Consider the following 17,294-nt stretch of genomic DNA (forward strand, 5'->3'; position numbering starts at 1 on the left):
CGCGTCCGGCGACGCCGACGCGACCGCCGCCGCAGCGCGAGCGCTGATCGTCGCCGCGGCCGCCTACGGCTGGCCCACCGCGACCGCCCTCGTCTTCAAATACGAGACGACCGGCCCCATCGCCCACGTCTGGGGACTGTGGAAGGTCCTCGACGCCGACCGCCAGGTCCTCCGCGAATGGGACGAAGAGCCCGGCGACATGACGGATGAGTCCGAGGAGGAATTGATCGCCCTCGACCTCATCAGCAACCGCCGCGCGACCCTCGACTACACCGACTTCGGAAAGCCCATCGGCTCCACGACCCTGATCCTTCACACGCTCGCACTCTGAGCGCGTGCGCGGGCCGACCCGAAACGGGCCGGCCCGCACGAGGGGGAGAGCCCCCTCGACCCCCCGGACCCGCGCAACGGCAGCACGGCCAGTGTCGTGACCGGATGCGACGATGGACGCGCTCGCACCCGTCGCGACCGCCGGTCGTCGCGCCTCATCAGACAGGACACCAGCGATGAAGCTCTACCCCGACGTGATCAGCACCCTTCGCGCCCAGGAAATCGACCCTGACGAATGGGCGCGCGAGCACGGCTCGCCCTCCGCCGCACAGTGGGCCGGCGACGAGTGCGGCTGCGCCGACGACCGCTGTATCGGCCACCACCACGACGAGCACGAGGACTGCGGCTGCTTCCCCGCGATGCTCGAGCAGCACTTCGCCCAGGAAGACGCTCGCGGCCACCGGACCCTGGAATGGCGCACCACTCCCGTCAGCGTCGTCGTCTCAGCAGAATCCGACCTGGAGGACTTCGGGCTCCTCGCCCTCGCCGATCAAGATCAGATCGACCTCTTCGCCAGCACCGACGTCGACACGGCGGCGATGACGCAAGAACACACCACCGCCGAAGAGACAGCCCGGATCGCAGCGTTCGCCGCCGAAATGTCCACCGCCGGCTCCCTGAGCACCGAGCAGTACGAGCAGCTCGGAGAGATCCACCACGCGGTCCTCAACCGCGCCAAGGGCGCAGGCGACCCCCGGTACGACCTGTACCGCGCGACGGAACGGCTCTCCCGCGCCATCACCGAGGTCTGGGACCGCGACGTCGCCGCGTACCAGGACGCCTACCTCACCGTCGTCCGCGACACCCTCACCACCCGAGGTCTCACGACCGGCATCAAGGTCGTCGCCTTCGCTGACCGCGACACCGGAATCTACGACGAAGACCTCGCGCACGACCTGCGCGACGTCGCCCTGCTCACCACGCCCCTGCCCGTCATCGGAGCACCCGGGGACGAGCGCAAGATGACGGTCGACGCGCTACGCGCCGCCGGCCTCAGCTACATCGAGCGCGCCCGCGCCGTCGTGTCCGCCGAGGCTGCAGCCGAGTAGCGATCAGCGGCGGGGCCGCGGCTTGTACTTCTTCCCCGCCCGGATGTTCCGGTTCTCGATCACCCCGACCACCGTCAGGCCGGCGGCCACGGCGACGATCAGTACCCACCCGAGCACGTTGAACCACTCACCGGTGAACGCCGCGTACGTCTGCTCGCCGGCGATCGCGAAGAGCATGAACGACAGCCCGAACCAGACCATCCCGTTGCTGATCAGCGCAGCGCGCGCGAGCTTGGTCCGAGGCTTCGACATGCGCCCACCCTCCCACCGGACCCTGGACGTGTCCACGGGGCCGAGGCGGTTCTAGGGTGAGCGCATGAGCACCCCGACGCCCCGCGAGCTGCTGGCCGTTCACGTAGCCGCCGAGCCCTCCGGGATCACCGCGACCTTCACCCTGGGCGATCCGCTCGAGCTGCCACAGTCGGTGGGATGGTTCACCTACGGCATCGAGCTCACCGGCGCCGAGGGCGCCACGGTGAAGCACTTCGGCGTCCGCCTCTCCGACGAGGAGACGAAGGCGTTCGTCTTCGAGTTCGAGAACGCCACCCAAACCAACTACGACGCCACCCACGTCACCGACCGCGGCGCCTCCCTCGTCGCCCGGTTCCCGGACTCCTCACTCGGCGTCGACACGATCCGCTCCGTCACGGGTTTCGCCACCATCGAGGGGGAGGACGTCGCCGCCGGTGTCCCCGTCCAGCTGCTCCGCTAGCGGGGTCGAAAAGGTAGACTGACCCCGCATGGAACAGCCATGCCTGCCGGCCCTCGTGCCGGCTTTCGCGCTTCCTAGGCCAGTTGCGATCGAACGCCTAAGCTGAGTCCGAATCGGAAGAACTCTGCCCGCGCCTGTCGCGTAAACTGAACCCGCCTTCCAGTTCTCTGCCTGCCGGCCCTCGTGCCGGCTTTTTTCATGCCCGGATTGAGCAGACCCCGCTCTCCTGGCCCCCTCCTTCCTTGCACCCCTCTTGGCGGTGCAGGGATCGTCGCGCCCCCAGCGCGACCACAACAGAGCGCGCCCGCGCGCTCGCACCCAGTGGAGGTCCTTGTGATTGACCTGAACCTGCTGCTCGGGTGGCTGAAGAAGGACAAGCCCGCCGCCGCGGCGCTCATCCGTGCCGGAGTCTTCGTGATCCTGGTCGTGACCGTGCTCTGCGCGGTCCTGATCTACATCACGCTCCTCGGCCCGAGCGATGCGCCCGCAGACCGGCTGACCTCCATCCTTCACGGCCCGGCGAAGTAGTCGCCGGCCCAGCCGCTAGCCCGAAAAAGCACAGACCTGCTGGGTGCAGGAGAGCTCTGTCCGCCATCGTCCCGTATGAGGTACCTCTTGCGGGCGTACTGCCCACAGACAGTTGCCGCGCGGCTTGGATCGACTATCCGAACAGCGGGTCGACTGTCCATACCAGAGGAATGATGTTCGCGGCTCCTCCGGCCACGACAGCAGAACCGAGAATGAGCACGTCCCGCCATGCGATCGCAGGGCCCGACGTCGCCGCTCTCTTCACGGAGTCGAGGAGGGCGTCAGCGCCGCGCAGCTCCTGAATCAGCTCGATGGGAAAAAACTCAGACACTGCAGCGGGGTCAACCGGATCGTTGGCCTCCAGATCGATCCGGCGCGCCTCCTTCTGCGCGCCTACGGCGAGTCGTATCAGCCCCCAGACGCTCGCCCCTACGGCGTACACGTTGAGTGCGATGAGCCAGCCGGTCATGACGGACGGCTCGCGTTCGACAGGTCGCTGACTTGCTGAGGGAGCGGGTCGAGTAGGTGCGGTCCGTTGTTGCGGACGCTGTTCACGTCGCGGGACACCTCGTAGTTCTCGAGGTCGTGCGCGACCGCGTACGACTCCCGGTCAAGGAGCTGCATCAGAGCGTCGACGTCGAGGTGCCCGCCGAGCCAGTCGTCGTACCCGTCCGGCGTGATACACGCCGGCATTCGGTCGTGGACCTCACCCGGCGCCACATGCGAGTCGCGGGTGATGATCGCCGTCGATAGCCTCCACTTCTCCGGATCGTCCTCCGCATTCGACGGGTCCGGCCAGGCCGAGACAATGCCCGCCATCGCGAGGGCCGCGTCGGGATCGTAGATGAAGTGCGGCTGCTTCCCCGTCTCCGTCACCGTCCACTCGTAGTAGCCGGCCGCCGGGATCAGCACCCGCGACGTCGCGAACGCCTTCCGGAACATGGGCGAGCTCGCGACCGTCTCGATCCGCGCGTTGATCGGCTGCGGCCGCTGCTTCTTGAAGTCCTTCGCCCACACCGGCACGAAACCCCAATGCACGGTCGGCGCAGACCGCTCCCCGTCGCGCTCCCGCACGACGGTCACCGGCGACGTCGGCGCCACGTTGTAGTTCGGCCGCATACCGGCGAAGTCCCCGGTGAAGAGGTCTGGAAGTAGGCCCTCGGTGTTGTCCTTGACGACGAAACGACCGCACATACGCTCAGCGCTGCTCGAAGGCTTCGGGGTGCCAGGTGAGGGAGTAGGCCAGCAGGGGATCGAGGATGCGGATCTGCATGGTCGCGGCCTTGTTACCGGCGACCTCGAAGACCGGCTGCGGGATCAGGTCCGCGATCTGGATTTCCTCCTCAGTGAACTGCTGCTCCTCCAGTTCTTGTTCGCTCTGGTCCTCAGCGCCAGCCGCATTCTTCTTGTCGAGCGCTGCCTGCATCTGGCGGGAGGCGACGATCCCCATGTTCTTCGCCTTCTGCTCGAGCGCGACCGTTGAGAGGTCGGCCGTGGCCGCGACGAGCTCGCCCACCATGTCCCTCACGGCCGTGAAGGGAACTTCGGCGGGTGAGCGCATCTCGTGTATAGCCCGAAGGATCAGTTGGTAGCCGTCGAGGGACGAGCCGTCCTTCAGGTCGAGGAGGTTGCGGCCGCGACGCGCTGTGAGCCCCACACCAAGGGTGCGCAGCCAGGCGACCGACTGCTCATCTCTGACGAGGCGGAAGAACTCGGGCCAACTCTCCGGCTCGGAGAGCATTCCCACATCGGTGGTGTCGTCCCTGACCCCGTTCACGCGACGGCAGAGGTTGAGGCAGAGCTGCTGCATGATCTGTGGGCTGCCATAGCTCTGCTTGATGAGCTGATTCTTCGTCTCGTCAGTGGCGCGGACGTTGAGGATTTCGAAGCCGCGGTCGGCGATCTGGCGGAGCTCGTCATCGTTCCAGACGGGGACCTTGACGGAGTAGTGCCGTCCGCCCGCGTTGGTGGTCGAGAACGCCTCGTCGTTCTCTCGGCCGGGGAGTGTTGCGAGGACGAGAGTGGCGTTGCTCTCAGTGATCGGGCGGAGCGCCAGAACGAGCTCCCGCCGAGTCTCGGAGTTCGTGACGAAGTGGAAGTCATCGATCACGATCATCGGAGGAAATTTGTCGGACTCCCTGGCCGCTGCCGAAAGAATTGCCAGAGCCTCGGTGACAGCAGTAGGGGCATCCATGTCGTAGGTCGCCCCAGTGCTGCTATCGACGTGGTGCTCCCCGGCAACCGTGCTGCCCCCTCCGATGTTCAGGGCGGTGGGAATCGACACACCAAAGCGCGCGAAGAACGACCACTTGGACTTGTCGCCGCTCACTTTTCCAGTGGTGCTGGAGGATGGGATGCCCAGCTTCGCTACGAGCGCGGCCCACAGCGCCGACGCGCCTCCCGTGAGGTTCTGGCCCGGGACGTAGGCGTAGAACAACGCCTTGGCCATCGTCTCCCTGACGAGGGTGCTCTTGCCGAGCTTGGTGGTGCCCAAGACCGAGATGATCGCGCCGCCCTGCTCCGCCAGGTCCTCCAGCTCCCGCCAGATCTCCGTACGCGTGACGCTGGTGTAAGTGGGGTGCTTCGCCGGGGTGAACACGTCGACCGTCTTGACCATGCGTGAACGCTACCCGCTGCGGGACGGGACGCAGGCGGGATCTGCGACGCCTGCTGTTCCGCAGGGGATCGTTTAGCTGCCGGCCTCCGCGCACACTGTGACCATGACGTCAGCAGAAGTACTCAACGCGCGCCCGCGCGACGACGCGCAGATGGAGGCGCTGTTCAGCTCGGGGTGGCCGGCGTTCATCTCCGCCGACCGCCTCGCGGAGGAGCACCTGCCGCACGTGCGCCAGCGATTCACCCGGTTCGAGCTCGTGGTCCTCGATGACGAGGTGCCGGTCGCTGCGGGCTGGGCGGTGCCGATCCGGTGGGACGGCACCCGCGAGGGACTGCCCGCCGGGTACGGCGACTCCCTCCGCCGGGCGCTCGAAGAGGAGGACGAGGCGACGACCCTCGTCGTCTGCGCCGCGCAGGTGCACCCAGACCGCACCGGCGCCGGCCTCGCCGGGACGCTGCTCGGCGCGTTCCGCGACCTCAGCATCACCGTCGGCTACGAACACGTGATCGTGCCCCTGCGCCCGACGATGAAGCCGCGCTACCCGCTGACCCCGATCGACGTCTACGCGGGCTGGACCCGTGAGGACGGGCTGCCGCTGGACCCGTGGCTGCGCACACACGTGCGGATGGGCGCGAGCGTCCTCGACGTCGCCCCTCGGTCGCAGGTGATGACCGGCACCGTCACCCAGTGGGAGGAGTGGACCGGGATGGCCCTGCCGGCGTCGGGGGAGTACGTCATCCCCGGCGGCCTCTCGACGCTGCGCGTCGACCGCGACGCGGACGAGGGGATCTACGTGGAGCCGAACATCTGGGTGCAGCACCACTGAGCTGGCGGGTGCTGCTCTCGGCCGCGCCATGCGCGCAGCCGAGAGCAGGGCGGCACCGGAGCCCCTTGCCCGGTATGGCCGCTCGCGGCGTCAACGAAGTCCCCACTTCTCGACCGCACCGCACCATTAGACACGAAGTGCCAACGTTGGCGACGCCCCGTGCACCTGGTCGAGCGGTCTCTACTTGCGGTCGCGTCGCGCCTCGCGGCGCATGAGGATCACGAACCCCACGATCACGAACAGGACGACAAAGCCGACCGCGATGAAGGGCAGGTAGTTCAGGAAGAGAACCAGCAGGAACGCTGGCAGGTCGAGAGTCATCTAGGTCAGTTCACGAGCGCGGCTGGCGAGAGCGGAATGGCTACCTCTCAAGGGCAACGGATCCGAAGGACGGGTAATCGGGGCCTTCGTAATTCATGGCGGTGAGGGTTCTGAGCGCCGGCATGATGTGCGCTCCGGGTATTGCGATTTCCTGGTCCGGCTGTTCCGGGTCCAGGGGGCCGATGTCGAAGGAGTAGCCGGCAGTGTCGACCCAGGCGCCAGAGCTGTCCTGCTCCAGTGCACCCTCCTTGAGTTGCAGCCTCAGATCAGATGCGTCACCGGTCGAAAAGTCGGTAAGAATCGCCCAGGTCGATCCGTCCGCCCGGCGCTCGATCAGGACCGATCCTGTCGTCTCGGTCTGCTGACTGACGAAGTCGCCCCTCAGAGGGAGTTGCTGCTCGAATGCGCTGAGCTCAGGGCCATCGGACGCGGCCGGCCCCGGCGAGCCTGCCGAATCCACGCCTGATGATTCGACAGCAACTCTCGATGATTCGTCGCCGGCGGTCTCGTTTGCGGTGCAGCCGGACAGCACGACTACGCCGGCTATGGCGAGCGTGATTCCGATTCTGCTGATTCCCATGGCCCGATCCTGGCATGAGGGCGCCCCGGCCGTCAGGGCGCCGCTCCCTGTGCTGGAAGGGGATCTTCCGGTGCTCATGTCTCGTGCGGTCTGTTCAAGGTTGTCTGCACTCGCGGCGCGAGTGTGGCGGCGTCGGTCCATCTTTCAACCCCAGATCGCGCGGAGTATGGCAACCGCGTCGTCTAGGGAGACGTTCGCCGAAGCGGCGGAGTCCGCGAGGGCTCGTGCGCGTTCTACGACGAGTTGGGGCGCGCGTGATGCTCCTGGGGCGACGCGGGTGCCGGCGGCGGTGCGGGTGACGACGAGGCCGTCTTGCTCGAGGGTCTTGTAGGCCTTGGCAGCGGTGGCTTGGGCGACTCCGAAGTCGCGGGCCGTCTGGCGGACGGTCGGAAGGCGTTCGCCGTCACCGAGCTGTCCGGCTTGGATGGCTCCGCGGAATCGTTCGGTGATTTCCTCCGCGGTTTTGATCGTCAGCGTGGTCACTGTGTCACTCCGTCGAAGGGGATCGTCTCGATGAGCGGCCGACGTGCACGCCGGAGTGCGGCGGCGGAGCGGAGGGTGTCGGTCGCGACGCGGAGCAAGAGTGCGATGCCGATCCCCTGGCCGAGGAATCCGGCGTAGAGGAGAGGCTGCGCGAAGGCGCGGTAGGCGCTGCCGACGTAGATGAGGTTCCCGTCGGCGGTGGTCTGTCCCTCGACTCCGACAATGATCGTTCCGATATCTCCGGCGTGCATCCAGACAGCGCCGAGCGTCGTGATCAGCCCGCCGAGTAGAAGCAGGGTGAAGAGGCGAGCGGTGAGCTCTCGCTCCGGGCGCACGCTGGTGGCGGTCGATCGAGCGCGCAGGGGCCGGTTCGCGTCCGTGCGTAGTGCGAGCACGAGGGCGGCCACGGCGAGGACGAGGGTGATCAGGGTGGCGAGGTAGTTCGGCCAGCCGACGCCAGCGATGTAGCCGTAGTTCGCGTTGAAGGGCATGTAGATCGGCAGAGTGGTGTGCTCGGGCACGTTGCCGAGGAAGAACGCATCTGCCGGCGCGCTGGTGGCGATGACCGTCTGCCAGACCGACGTGAGCGCGAGCAGCGCCGCGATGACCGCGCCGACCCACAGCAGAGGCCGAGAAGCGAACTCGTTCCAGCGACGCTGAGGAGCGACCGCAGCTTCGCCCGGCGCCGGAAGGGGCTCGCGGCGCACCAAGAACATGGCGACCGTCACCACGAGGGCGGCGACGAGCAGCGGGGCGGGCCGGCGCCACCACCCCTCGAACCCGGTCGTGTCCGCCGGGGTGCTCACGTGAACGACGAACGCCACCACGATCACGAGGAGAGCGCCAGCCACTCCCGCCCAGGTCAGTGTCGACGTGCGACGTCCGCTGGTCGGCAGCGAGACGATCCGGCGCGGGTACACCCAGGACAACACGAAGCAGATGAGGCCGAACGTGACCGGAGCGGCGACGGCCGAGAGGAGTTGATACACCTCACGGGGAATGAGCAGTGACATGGGACCTCCACGGCAGACATCAGCGGCGACGACTTCGCCTTGTGCAAGGAAGTTAGCACAATGTTGTGCTAGGAAGAAAGATCAAGGTTGCACCCCTGCCACGCGCCCTGTGCTGCTCGGTCGCTGCTCGAGACGTCCCGTGAGGGGACGTTCGGATGGGGCCAGCTCCGCGGGGCTATGTCGTCGCTGTGATGACCAGAAACGGCCCCACCATCCGTCCCGTATGGGGGTCGTTCACCGGGATGGCCCGAGCTCGAGCGCAGCCCGCTTGCGGCGGGAACGGATCCTTCGGAGAACGATGCCGGTCACGAGGAATTCGAGCCCTGTCGGGATGGTGCCTGCGGTCAGAAGGACGGCGTGGAGCGCGAGGAGGAGGTGGTCGATGGAGGACAACCAGGTCATCGACAGAGGGCCGAGGACGTCCGTGATCAAGAAGGAGAACAGGGAGACGGCCAGTCCACACCAGGCGAGGCTCACTGCGGCAGGAATCAAGGCGAGCGAGACGCGGCGACGCGGATGTCTCCGGGCCACTATGTGAGCGGCGACAGCGGCGAGGGCGATCCACGTCCCGACGCCGATCGCACCGAACGCGATACCGAAAACTCCCTCAGACGGGTCCGAGTCGGTCACGCCCGTGGCGACCATGAAGCTGCTGAGCATCAGAATCAGGGCTGCTATTGCGGTGGCGAGTCCCACGCCGGACCAGGTGATGAGGGTGTCCAGTGAAGCTTCGGGTGCTGTAGTCGAGGTCGTCGGAGTTGCTGAGGCGGGAGTGCTAGTCACGATCGGGGGTCCTCGTTGGTAGCGGGAAGGACGTGGCTCATCGTGCAGTCACGGTGAGGTTCAGTTCTTCTCCTACGCGCAATATCTCGTTCGAGGGGAAGCGGAACGGGTTGAGGTAAAACAGGTCATCGTCCGTCATGCCGAATCGTGCCGCGACGTCCTCTGCGAGGTCGTCGCGAGCGACGCTGTATGACGTTGGTACTCCGTTCGTCGTTTTCGTCTCGCCACGTGCTGCTGCGCGCGGGCCGGTGTCCTGGGCGACGAGTGTGCTGCGCTGGGGCTCCACACTCCACTGGATGTCAGCGATGGCGATGATTTCCGTCGAGCAGTCCGGGTCGTTCTGCGGTCGGGTCGTGAGGACGAGCTGATCGATCGCTGTCGGGTCGCCGCGGAACTCGGCGAGGTTCCGCCACGCCTTGTAGGGCTTTCCCGACTCCGCGTCCGCGAGGCGCATCGGGAAATCAACGTTGAAACAGGTGGCACCCTCATCGATCGGATCCAGCGCCCCCATGACCGCGACGAAACCGGAAGAGGATTCTGTTGCGGCGGGGATCGCGAGCGCGTCTGACGCGAGGGCCAGCCGACCGTCTGCCGCACTCAAGCGAATGACGCCGGCCGTCCCATCGCTCCCCGCGAACGTTGCCACGCCAAGGTCGCCGGTGAGCGCAGCGTCGGAGCTGCCATCCGTGGGCGTAACCGGAGCCGGCGGCGTGGGCTGTGGCGTGCATCCCGTGATGACGATCAGGCATGCTGCGACTACGACCGTGCTTCGCGCCCTCGAGAATGTCCCCATCGGCTCAGGGTAAGCGGTCTCCTCACTCCTCTCTTGGTGGGCAGCGTTGGCGCCTTCTCCTGTAGCGCTAGGGATGATCGTCTACCGGGTGGGTTGGTTGAAGGATTCTCTGGCGTCGGTGATGGTGCTTCCGTCGCGGAGCGTGAGCGTGACGGTGAAGGTCGGCTCGGGTCCGCCGCGGCCTGACCCGTCTCCCTCTGTGAGGCCGGTTCCGGGCCACCAGGCGGCCCAGTGGCCGTCTGTGATCGTGGCGATGACGCTCGTGCCGTCGTCGGTGCGGATGGTGAGTCCGGTCACGTCCGAGCCGACGTCGCCGCTGGTGAAGACGGCGGGAGGGAGGTTCTCGCCGGCGAACTGGCTGATGCCTCCCTGCGTGTATTCGTCAGCGAGCGGCGTGAAGCCGCCCTCGCTTCCGGTGGAGCTGATGAGCGCCCTCCCGGCATTGCTCGTCCCTGCCGGAATCTCGATGAGGCACGCTCGCTGACTGGGCGTCGTGTAGGAGAGCATCACCCAGTCGCCGCGCCGTTCCCCGATCGCCGGCTGCCCGAGCTGCTCCGCATCACCTGACGCACACGCAGCACCGGCGACGGTCAGGTCGGACGCGCTGGCAACCTCCGCGGCCGACGTCCACGAGGCGTACGCGCGGGAGTCGACACCGGACGGCAGGACGGCGAGAGCGACCCCCAGCGCTGCGGCCGCGAGCCCGGCGGGAAGGACGAACTGCCATCCCCGAGGACGCCGAGCGGCGGGCTCCCGAGCGGCCACCGGATCGCTATGGAGGATCATCTGGAGCCGCGCTGCAGCGGCCTCGCGAGCCGGGCCGTCGAGCTCGTACTGGGCGGCCGGGTCGAGGTCTTTCGTGGCGAGGAGTTCGGGCGTGGTCATGATGCCTCCAAGGCGGGCGAGTCGGCGTGGTGCTGGTGCGAAGGGGGATCGAGTAGTGCCCGCAGTGCGGTGCGTGCTCGGTGAAGGCGCAGCCGGAAGGCGACGGCGGTGATGCCGAGCACTCCGGCCGCGGAGGGAGAGTCGAGTCCTTCCCAGGCCGTCAGCGCGATCGCTTCCTGGTGCTGCGGTTTGAGCTGCTGCCACGCCTGGTAGAGGTCGAGCCGGGTCGCGATCGCGTCCTCCGGTGACCGCGCGGCCGCGTCGGTGTGAGCGGCGACCCGGATCGCGAGCGCGGCGGTGCGCTGCTGACCGCGGAGGTCGTTGAGGAGGCAGTTCCGGGCGATGGTGAACAGCCAGGCACGCGCGGGCTCGTCCTCCGACGGCGCGGTGTCGTGTCGGCGCCAGGCGATCAGGAACGCCTCGTGCGCGAGGTCGGCGGCACGGTCGGGGTCAGTGCGACGCCTCAGGAATCGGACGACGCTGACGTACTCGCGCTCGTACAGCTCGGAGAAGCTCGCCTCGCGGGCGGACTGTGGTGGGCTCATACCTGGGACATGTCCCCAGCCGAGCTGCTGTTACAGATAATCGACCAGTTGATGTTCAGTCCCACTCCGGGACCTCGGCTACGGAACCGCTCGCGAATGATGAAGCCCGAGTTCGGCACGTCAGGCGCCGAGGGCGCCAGGCAGTTTCCTTTCGAGTCGCGCTGCTCGGCTCGCGGCGAGTCCGATCGCCAGCAGCACGCCGCACACGATGGGGAGCTGCAGTCCAGCCGGTAGCGCTGGGTACATCGGGAAGAGCACTGCTCCGAGCACCTCAATTCCGATCAGCAGGACAGGCAGACCGATGAGTACGAGCGTCGAAACCGCGGCGGCGACTCGCCCGCGCCAGGGGAGCGCTGTGAGCAGGCCGAGCGCTGCGATAGGCGCCGCTGTCGAGAGGCCGGGACCAAGCCACCCAGCGGACGCCGAAACGAAAGCGATGATCAGTTCCGCGGCAGAAGCCGCCAGTGCCATGCCGCGGGCGGCACCTGTTCGTCCGGCCACCGCGAGCCCGAGCGCGACAACGAAAGCGGCTCCCGCGAAGACGGAGGGATTGGTGAACGGTCCGATCGCGCCGGGATAGTTGATCCCCGGTGACCAGTTGACCGTGAAGTAGAAGATGAAGAACGCCGTGGCGAGAGCGAGCGGAATGATCGCGGCCGGCGATCGGCCAGCGTGCGAACGGAAGTGGTGACGCACCCCACCGACCATCAAAGTGACTTGCTGTCCGAGCGTGGGTCGGGACCGGCCTGCGTCGTCGGCTTCGTCCAACAGGATGCCGAGCAGCACCTCACCGTGCTCCGCCCTCCACACGGGCGGGTACCAGCGCAACGCGCGTCGGAAGCGGTCGGCTCGGTAAATGTCATCGTTCGTCGTCATGCCGTTCTCCAATCGGGGGCGTGGCCAGGTCGGATCGCTGCGGTGGGAACGAGGCCGAGGTTCGCCCGTGCTCGGCGCGCGCTGGCTTCCATGCGGTCGACCTCGACACCGAGCGCAGTACGGCCGGCGTCGGTCAGTCGGAAGTAGCGACGGACTCGACCGTTGATCCGCTCATCTCCGTCGGAGGAGATGAGCCCCTCTGAGTCGAGCCGTTCGAGTGCGGCGTATAGCGTCGTCACTCGAAGGCGCACGCGATCCTCGGACTGCTCCTCGATCTCCTGGAGGAGCGCGTAACCGTGGCGCCGACCTGTCGCCAACGTGGTCAAGATCCAGAACGTCGTCTCTCGCATCTCCCCGGCCATGATCCGAACCATACTCCAACGCTCGCACTATGAGTCACCCAGTGTCTCCACTGCACTCGTGCGCCAACACTCGGCGCTACATTCCGGGAATGACCAATCGCACGCTCGGCAACGCGTACACGGCCGTCCTTCTGATCGTGGGTGCGGCAACGACTTTCATCGGCGCGTTCACCTCAGGGTCAGTGTGCGCCACCGCCGCCGTCGCCTTCGGTGCAGCGGCGGTGACGGCGGGGCTCGTACTCATCGGTATCCGCTTGACGACCCCCACCCGTTAGTCGCGCGACGAGACGACTCGAGGAGCGGTCCCGTAAGGGGATCGTCTACCGGGCGGGTTGGTTGAAGGATTCTCTGGGATTGGATACTTGTTCTGGTCGACCCCTTCGGTGATCTGCCCTTGTTTCGCACACTTGACACAAACCCTCGCCCCTTTGTATCGTCTACTCAACACAAAGGGGACGGTCATGGGTAACTGGGGCTTCGCGGAGATCACGTTGGTCGTGATCGGTGTGCTCGTCGTGGCGAGCGTCGTCGCGGGAGGAGTGTCGCTGCTGACTCAACGTCGACAGCCGCCTGCCGTAGTGCGCGCTCATCGCGTCGGCGTCGTGCGGATGGTCACCTCGGTCGCCGCCGCGCTCGTCGCTTTCGCGGTCGCGGTGCTGATTCACATAGCGAATCCGCGCTTGGAGTCGGTGCCGTTCCTGCTCGGGCTGCTGCTCGCAGCGGCTGTAGGGCTCGGCGTGTTCAGTGTGATGCCCGTGCCCTCCATCGATGGAGCGATGAGGCGACGCACGGCGAGCGTGATGCCGAGACGACTTTCGGATTACTCCACGGTTCGACAACGCGCGACCTTCGCCACGATCGCCTCGATGACTGCGCTCATCGCACTCCTGAGTGGTCTGCTGTCGAAGCCGGCGGACGATGGTCGCTGGATCTGTCCGGTGATGTTCTCGGACCCCTGCCTCGCTGGAGGGCCGTTCCTGTTCCCGGGATGGCTCTTCGCAGCGCCGGCTCTTCCCCTGATCGGTCTGCTCGTCGTTGCCGTTCGGCACGCTCTGCGCCGCGTCGTCACCTCTCCCGCTACCGCTTGGCCCGAGCTCAGCGAAACAGATACCGCGTTGCGGCGCGGCGCGGTGCGGCTCGTTCTTCGTGTTGCCAACGCCTCACTCCTACTCACGATCACGGTCTTCCTGGGCTCGGCGGCGCTTCCGCTGATGAACGCACCTGTTCTCGAGACGGGCATGACGCCCGATTCGGCACAGCTCGCGGGGATCGTTGGACTGGTGCTCTTGGGTGTTGCCGGCGTCGTGTTCCTCGTCGGCATGGTGATGGCGGTACTGGCCGCCACGTCTCTGGCGCGCCTTCCTCGGGGTGCCGCTGACGTGTCGACGGTGATGGCGTGATGAGCATCGAGGTCGACGCTGACGATCCTCGACCGCCCTACGAGCAGATCCGCGCAGCGTTGGCGGCAGAAATCACGTCTGGCCGGTTGCAGGCAGGCCAGCGCCTCCCGACCGTTCGACAGATTGCGGGTGACCTCAGAGTGGCGGTCGGTACGGCAGCGCGCGCCTATCGGGAACTGGAAGAAGCGGGCCACGTCGAAACACGACGCTCCCAGGGCACCACAGTCAGACCCGGGCGAATCATCGCCATCGACGTCACCGCAGCTGTAGAAGCATTCGTTCGGGACGTGCGGCGAGATGACGTCGAGCTAGCGGACGTGCTCGCCGCCATAGAGAAGGCGTGGTCGACGAAGCGGTAACCACCAGGGGGCGGTCGTTCACCGTTCCGTATGGGGATCGTTCACCGAACGATCGATCGCCCTAGTGAAGCAGCTAGCTGCGCGGAGAGGTGTCCTTGTGCCAGTACGCGGCAACTGCCGAGGTTCGCCGCACTACTGCGTCCGCCGAGGCGGGCGCCGGCCACAGATACAGCGCGTACCGGTCAGGCGCCGGATGCTCTTCGTCGGCGACGTCTTGTCGCCGGCCCTCTTCCATGCCGGAAGCGCACCACCGGGCCCGATAGGCGGGCGCGGTGAGCTGGAACGACGCGGCGGGGTCCCCGGACCATCCGCTAAGCACCGCATCCGGTCCTTCGGGTTGGAAACTCGCCTCGACGATCTCCTCCCACAAGCCGAGCTCAGGCGCTGTGTCCAACGTGCTGACTCGAACCGGCACGTGCCCGGTGTGGATACCTGTCCTCATGAAGAGGGCGCCGGGCACACTCGCTCCGCACAGCCCATTCTCTTGTCCGTCGAACGCATCACGAGGATCCTGAACCGACGCAGCGCCGGTTGTGAGTTGCAGCTGGGAGTAGTGCGTCCACACGGTTCCATCGAAGACAACTGGCATGACAGCCATCCTCCTCGACATTCCCAACGTCGCGTCCCATACGGAGATCGCTAATCGGACGTCTTGCTCCTCACGCTCCGTCAGGGGAGACGGTGGCGGATATCCGCCGCGTCCGTTCGATGATCAGGATGTCGGTGACTCGGATGCCGAGCGCGGTGAAGAAGCCGGCGACCGCGTTCCAGTAGAGAGTCCACAGGATAAGGCCGCCGACTTCGTTCTGGTCGTCCCGGGGTGGAGCCCAGTCGGCGTTGGCGGCGCGGACCTGCCAGATCACAGCGAGGGCGATGCACAGCAGGCTGGCCCCGAGGCCGAAGGCGAAAAGGATCTTGCTCCCGGAGTTCGTGCAGCCGAATCTCCACAGCACGTTCCTGACAACGATGAGCGACACGGGGATCGCTCCGAACGAGAACGTCCACTGCTCCCACGTCACGAGATTGACCCCGTCTCGCAGCGAGCCGGATCGTCGGCAGGTGCCGTCGTCACTGTTCGGAGAGCGGGGGAGTGGTCGCGATCATTTCAGGGGAAGGTGTTTCGTAACCGCCGATGATGAGCGTGCTGGTGTCCGTCCAGCTCGGCTCGGAGTACGCGATCGGCTCGGGGCTTCCCGCGCCAGGTCTCGCGCTGGTGATCCCGATGGCCACCGCACCCACGGCGAGGAAGCCGGAGACCAGCGCTGCAACCGTCACGGTCAACACGGTGGTGCGAAGCGTCTGCATCGTGCTGCCCCTCGAGTAGGTCGAATGGTGGGGAGCGTACCAGCGCAGGCGCCGGCGACGCCGTGCTACCGGTCCCGTATGGGGATCCTCGAGCGGGCAGTAGCGAAGCGGTTCTCGTCTGAGACGATCGTGCCGGATCGGACACCACTGAGCATGAGCACGCCACCAGAAGCAGCAGCACCCGCGCGAAATGCTGCGGCGCGCACCGATGACGCCGGCCTGATGGACGGCGCGCGACGAGGCGACCGGGCGGCGTTCGGCCGGCTCTATGACCGGCACGCGGCGACGACCTATCGCTACGCCCTCAGCATCGTTCGCGCGCCCACCGACGCCGAAGATGTCGTGCAAGACGTGTTCCTCACCACGTGGACGCGGATCAACGATGTCGCGATCGTGGACGCATCCACCCTTCCGTGGCTGCTCACCACCGCCCGATTCACCGCGCTGAACCTCCTCCGAACCAAGACCCGTGCACGGAACCGCACCGAGAACGCAGACCTATCGCTGCACGCGGATCGACGCGGCACCCCTGACGAAGAAGTCGCAAGACGCCAGCTCGCCGCAGCGATCGAGGAAGCCGTCTCCGAGCTCTCCGACACCGATCAAGCGCTGTACTACCTGTGCATCGAGCAGGGCAGCAGCTACGCCGACGCCGCAAAAGCACTCGGCTCCACCCACGGCGCCATCCGCAACCGGCTCAGCCGGCTCCGGGCCGCGCTCCGCACCACCCTGCGCCCCTTCGAAAGGGAGAACTGATGACCCACGACCTCGGCCCCACCACGACACAGCTCACCAGGATGCGCGCCACCATCTTCACCGACATCGCTACTCGCCACCGCTCCACCAAGCGCCGCCGCCTCGTGGGGCTCGGCCTCGCGGCCGTCGTCGCGATCGGCACCAGCGCCGCCGCGATCGTCGTCACGCAGGCCAGCAATGACGAAGCCAACACGAGCTTCGACTGCTACTCCGTCGCCGACGTCCGAGCGGACCACACCACGAGCAGCCTCGTGGACGATGGCCGCAACGCGTTCAAGCTGCTTCCGTTGTCCAAGCGAGTGGACGCCGCTATCGAACGATGCGAAGCGAGTTGGAGCGCCGCCCCCGACGAGCCCTACCCGGGGAGCGGACCCATTGACGTACCCAACCCGATGGTCTGCGTCCTCGCGGACAACAGGCTCGGGGTCTTCCCGAACAGAGCGGGCCAGTCCACCGGCCCCTTCTGCGAAGGACTCGGCCTCTCAGCGCCGGCAGTCGCGGCGTCTGCCGACTGAGCCATCCCACAGAAGGCGTTACGTCCCGTAACAGGATCGCTGGCCGGGTACCTGGAAGGATCACCTCATGTTGCCGGATGCCGAGCTTGCCGTAGCGCTCGAGGATGTCGGGGTGCGGCAGCTTCTTCCGGTTCCGGAGTACGACTACCGGATCGACGACGTGCGGCTGGTCGCTGGTCTGCTCGACTTTCGGCTTGTGCAGGTCGGCGGTCACACGGCTCGGATCAGGATCGCGTTGCCGTCGTCGGGAAATGAT

28 protein-coding genes are annotated in these 17,294 nt (G+C 66.7%); 11 read left to right on the forward strand and 17 right to left on the reverse strand.

All coding sequences use genetic code 11. From position 1 onward, the window contains the following. Together C5B93_RS17395 and C5B93_RS16270 are read left to right on the forward strand one after the other, a co-directional pair. Window positions 1-331, forward strand: a 331-nt coding sequence (locus tag C5B93_RS17395) for a hypothetical protein (protein WP_181068423.1), incomplete at its 5' end; no start/stop codon positions are given. 175 nt (window positions 332-506) lie between these two features. Next, window positions 507-1,379, forward strand: coding sequence for a hypothetical protein (locus tag C5B93_RS16270; RefSeq protein ID WP_104292950.1), 873 nt, complete (start codon window positions 507-509; stop codon window positions 1,377-1,379). A gap of 3 nt (window positions 1,380-1,382) precedes the next feature. Here C5B93_RS16270 and C5B93_RS16275 read toward each other — a convergent pair whose 3' ends face one another. Beyond that, window positions 1,383-1,631, reverse strand: a complete 249-nt coding sequence (locus tag C5B93_RS16275) for a hypothetical protein (protein ID WP_104248327.1) — start codon at window positions 1,629-1,631, stop codon at window positions 1,383-1,385. Between the two features lie 64 nt (window positions 1,632-1,695). On the opposite strand from C5B93_RS16275, the gene C5B93_RS16280 reads away from it, so the two are divergent. Both C5B93_RS16280 and C5B93_RS16285 read left to right on the forward strand, forming a co-directional pair. After that, a complete protein-coding gene (locus C5B93_RS16280) occupies window positions 1,696-2,091 on the forward strand; it encodes a hypothetical protein (protein ID WP_104292951.1) in 396 nt (131 codons plus the stop codon). Window positions 2,092-2,424: 333 nt separating this feature from the next. Next, window positions 2,425-2,619 (forward strand): hypothetical protein, encoded by a 195-nt coding sequence (locus C5B93_RS16285; RefSeq protein WP_104273459.1) that lies wholly within the window; start codon window positions 2,425-2,427, stop codon window positions 2,617-2,619. 133 nt (window positions 2,620-2,752) lie between these two features. Here the strand turns inward: C5B93_RS16285 and C5B93_RS16290 are convergent, their stop codons facing one another. From C5B93_RS16290 to C5B93_RS16300, 3 genes are read right to left on the reverse strand one after another with little or no spacing between them, the layout of a single operon-like run. Beyond that, the gene (locus C5B93_RS16290) at window positions 2,753-3,088 is read right to left on the reverse strand and encodes a hypothetical protein (RefSeq protein WP_104273458.1); all 336 of its coding nucleotides are present in this window, start codon (window positions 3,086-3,088) and stop codon (window positions 2,753-2,755) included. Further along, window positions 3,085-3,813, reverse strand: coding sequence for an SOS response-associated peptidase (locus tag C5B93_RS16295; protein WP_104292952.1), 729 nt, complete (start codon window positions 3,811-3,813; stop codon window positions 3,085-3,087). The genes C5B93_RS16290 and C5B93_RS16295 overlap by 4 nt, the downstream gene beginning before the upstream one ends. Before the next feature lie 4 nt (window positions 3,814-3,817). After that, window positions 3,818-5,236, reverse strand: a complete 1,419-nt coding sequence (locus tag C5B93_RS16300; protein ID WP_104292953.1) for a hypothetical protein — start codon at window positions 5,234-5,236, stop codon at window positions 3,818-3,820. A gap of 103 nt (window positions 5,237-5,339) precedes the next feature. Between C5B93_RS16300 and C5B93_RS16305 the strand changes: the two genes are divergently transcribed. After that, window positions 5,340-6,062, forward strand: a complete 723-nt coding sequence (locus tag C5B93_RS16305) for a hypothetical protein (protein ID WP_104292954.1) — start codon at window positions 5,340-5,342, stop codon at window positions 6,060-6,062. A 180-nt stretch (window positions 6,063-6,242) separates the two neighbouring features. Here the strand turns inward: C5B93_RS16305 and C5B93_RS17400 are convergent, their stop codons facing one another. From C5B93_RS17400 to C5B93_RS16350, 10 genes are all read right to left on the reverse strand, one after another. Then, the gene (locus tag C5B93_RS17400; protein WP_181068424.1) at window positions 6,243-6,383 is read right to left on the reverse strand and encodes a hypothetical protein; all 141 of its coding nucleotides are present in this window, start codon (window positions 6,381-6,383) and stop codon (window positions 6,243-6,245) included. 40 nt (window positions 6,384-6,423) lie between these two features. Next, window positions 6,424-6,963, reverse strand: a complete 540-nt coding sequence (locus tag C5B93_RS16310) for a hypothetical protein (RefSeq protein ID WP_146078533.1) — start codon at window positions 6,961-6,963, stop codon at window positions 6,424-6,426. 144 nt (window positions 6,964-7,107) lie between these two features. Further along, window positions 7,108-7,446, reverse strand: a complete 339-nt coding sequence (locus C5B93_RS16315) for a GntR family transcriptional regulator (RefSeq protein WP_104234395.1) — start codon at window positions 7,444-7,446, stop codon at window positions 7,108-7,110. After that, a complete protein-coding gene (locus tag C5B93_RS16320) occupies window positions 7,443-8,459 on the reverse strand; it encodes a hypothetical protein (RefSeq protein ID WP_146078534.1) in 1,017 nt (338 codons plus the stop codon). The genes C5B93_RS16315 and C5B93_RS16320 overlap by 4 nt, the downstream gene beginning before the upstream one ends. Before the next feature lie 234 nt (window positions 8,460-8,693). After that, the gene (locus C5B93_RS16325; protein ID WP_146078535.1) at window positions 8,694-9,155 is read right to left on the reverse strand and encodes a hypothetical protein; all 462 of its coding nucleotides are present in this window, start codon (window positions 9,153-9,155) and stop codon (window positions 8,694-8,696) included. A gap of 124 nt (window positions 9,156-9,279) precedes the next feature. Beyond that, window positions 9,280-10,035, reverse strand: a complete 756-nt coding sequence (locus C5B93_RS16330) for a hypothetical protein (RefSeq protein ID WP_104292958.1) — start codon at window positions 10,033-10,035, stop codon at window positions 9,280-9,282. Window positions 10,036-10,116: 81 nt separating this feature from the next. After that, complete coding sequence (locus C5B93_RS16335; RefSeq protein WP_104292959.1) at window positions 10,117-10,920, reverse strand: hypothetical protein; 804 nt, start codon at window positions 10,918-10,920, stop codon at window positions 10,117-10,119. Continuing rightward, window positions 10,917-11,465: an RNA polymerase sigma factor gene (locus C5B93_RS16340; protein ID WP_104292960.1), complete on the reverse strand. Its 549-nt coding sequence runs from the start codon at window positions 11,463-11,465 to the stop codon at window positions 10,917-10,919. Before C5B93_RS16340 ends, C5B93_RS16335 begins: the two co-directional genes overlap by 4 nt. 120 nt (window positions 11,466-11,585) lie before the next feature. Beyond that, window positions 11,586-12,341, reverse strand: coding sequence for a hypothetical protein (locus C5B93_RS16345; RefSeq protein WP_104292961.1), 756 nt, complete (start codon window positions 12,339-12,341; stop codon window positions 11,586-11,588). Further along, entirely contained in the window at window positions 12,338-12,703 is a 366-nt protein-coding gene (locus C5B93_RS16350; RefSeq protein ID WP_219814059.1) for a PadR family transcriptional regulator, read from the reverse strand. The genes C5B93_RS16345 and C5B93_RS16350 overlap by 4 nt, the downstream gene beginning before the upstream one ends. Before the next feature lie 89 nt (window positions 12,704-12,792). Here C5B93_RS16350 and C5B93_RS17055 point away from each other — a divergent pair, with 89 nt between their 5' ends. From C5B93_RS17055 to C5B93_RS16360, 3 genes are all read left to right on the forward strand, one after another. Then, a complete protein-coding gene (locus C5B93_RS17055; RefSeq protein ID WP_146078536.1) occupies window positions 12,793-12,978 on the forward strand; it encodes a hypothetical protein in 186 nt (61 codons plus the stop codon). Between the two features lie 186 nt (window positions 12,979-13,164). Continuing rightward, the gene (locus C5B93_RS16355; RefSeq protein ID WP_104292962.1) at window positions 13,165-14,103 is read left to right on the forward strand and encodes a hypothetical protein; all 939 of its coding nucleotides are present in this window, start codon (window positions 13,165-13,167) and stop codon (window positions 14,101-14,103) included. Continuing rightward, window positions 14,103-14,462 carry a GntR family transcriptional regulator gene (locus C5B93_RS16360; RefSeq protein ID WP_104292968.1) on the forward strand — a complete coding sequence of 120 codons (360 nt, stop codon included), beginning with the start codon at window positions 14,103-14,105 and terminating at the stop codon, window positions 14,460-14,462. The genes C5B93_RS16355 and C5B93_RS16360 overlap by 1 nt, the downstream gene beginning before the upstream one ends. A 73-nt stretch (window positions 14,463-14,535) precedes the next feature. Here C5B93_RS16360 and C5B93_RS16365 read toward each other — a convergent pair whose 3' ends face one another. The 3 genes from C5B93_RS16365 to C5B93_RS17410 all read right to left on the reverse strand — a co-directional run bounded on the left by C5B93_RS16365 (window position 14,536) and on the right by C5B93_RS17410 (window position 15,767). Then, entirely contained in the window at window positions 14,536-15,051 is a 516-nt protein-coding gene (locus C5B93_RS16365; protein WP_146078537.1) for a hypothetical protein, read from the reverse strand. Window positions 15,052-15,121: 70 nt separating this feature from the next. Next, the gene (locus C5B93_RS17405; RefSeq protein ID WP_181068425.1) at window positions 15,122-15,481 is read right to left on the reverse strand and encodes a hypothetical protein; all 360 of its coding nucleotides are present in this window, start codon (window positions 15,479-15,481) and stop codon (window positions 15,122-15,124) included. 49 nt (window positions 15,482-15,530) lie between these two features. Beyond that, a complete protein-coding gene (locus tag C5B93_RS17410) occupies window positions 15,531-15,767 on the reverse strand; it encodes a hypothetical protein (RefSeq protein ID WP_181068426.1) in 237 nt (78 codons plus the stop codon). 78 nt (window positions 15,768-15,845) lie between these two features. Between C5B93_RS17410 and C5B93_RS17415 the strand changes: the two genes are divergently transcribed. The 3 genes from C5B93_RS17415 to C5B93_RS16385 form a co-directional block, all read left to right on the forward strand. Next, window positions 15,846-16,523 carry an RNA polymerase sigma factor gene (locus C5B93_RS17415; RefSeq protein WP_181068427.1) on the forward strand — a complete coding sequence of 226 codons (678 nt, stop codon included), beginning with the start codon at window positions 15,846-15,848 and terminating at the stop codon, window positions 16,521-16,523. Then, window positions 16,523-17,038: a hypothetical protein gene (locus C5B93_RS16380; protein WP_104292966.1), complete on the forward strand. Its 516-nt coding sequence runs from the start codon at window positions 16,523-16,525 to the stop codon at window positions 17,036-17,038. The genes C5B93_RS17415 and C5B93_RS16380 overlap by 1 nt, the downstream gene beginning before the upstream one ends. Before the next feature lie 67 nt (window positions 17,039-17,105). Then, window positions 17,106-17,294, forward strand: a 189-nt coding sequence (locus tag C5B93_RS16385; protein WP_146078538.1) for a hypothetical protein, incomplete at its 3' end; no start/stop codon positions are given.

Source organism: Rathayibacter sp. AY1A2, from assembly GCF_002930935.1.
Lineage (GTDB): Bacteria > Actinomycetota > Actinomycetes > Actinomycetales > Microbacteriaceae > Rathayibacter.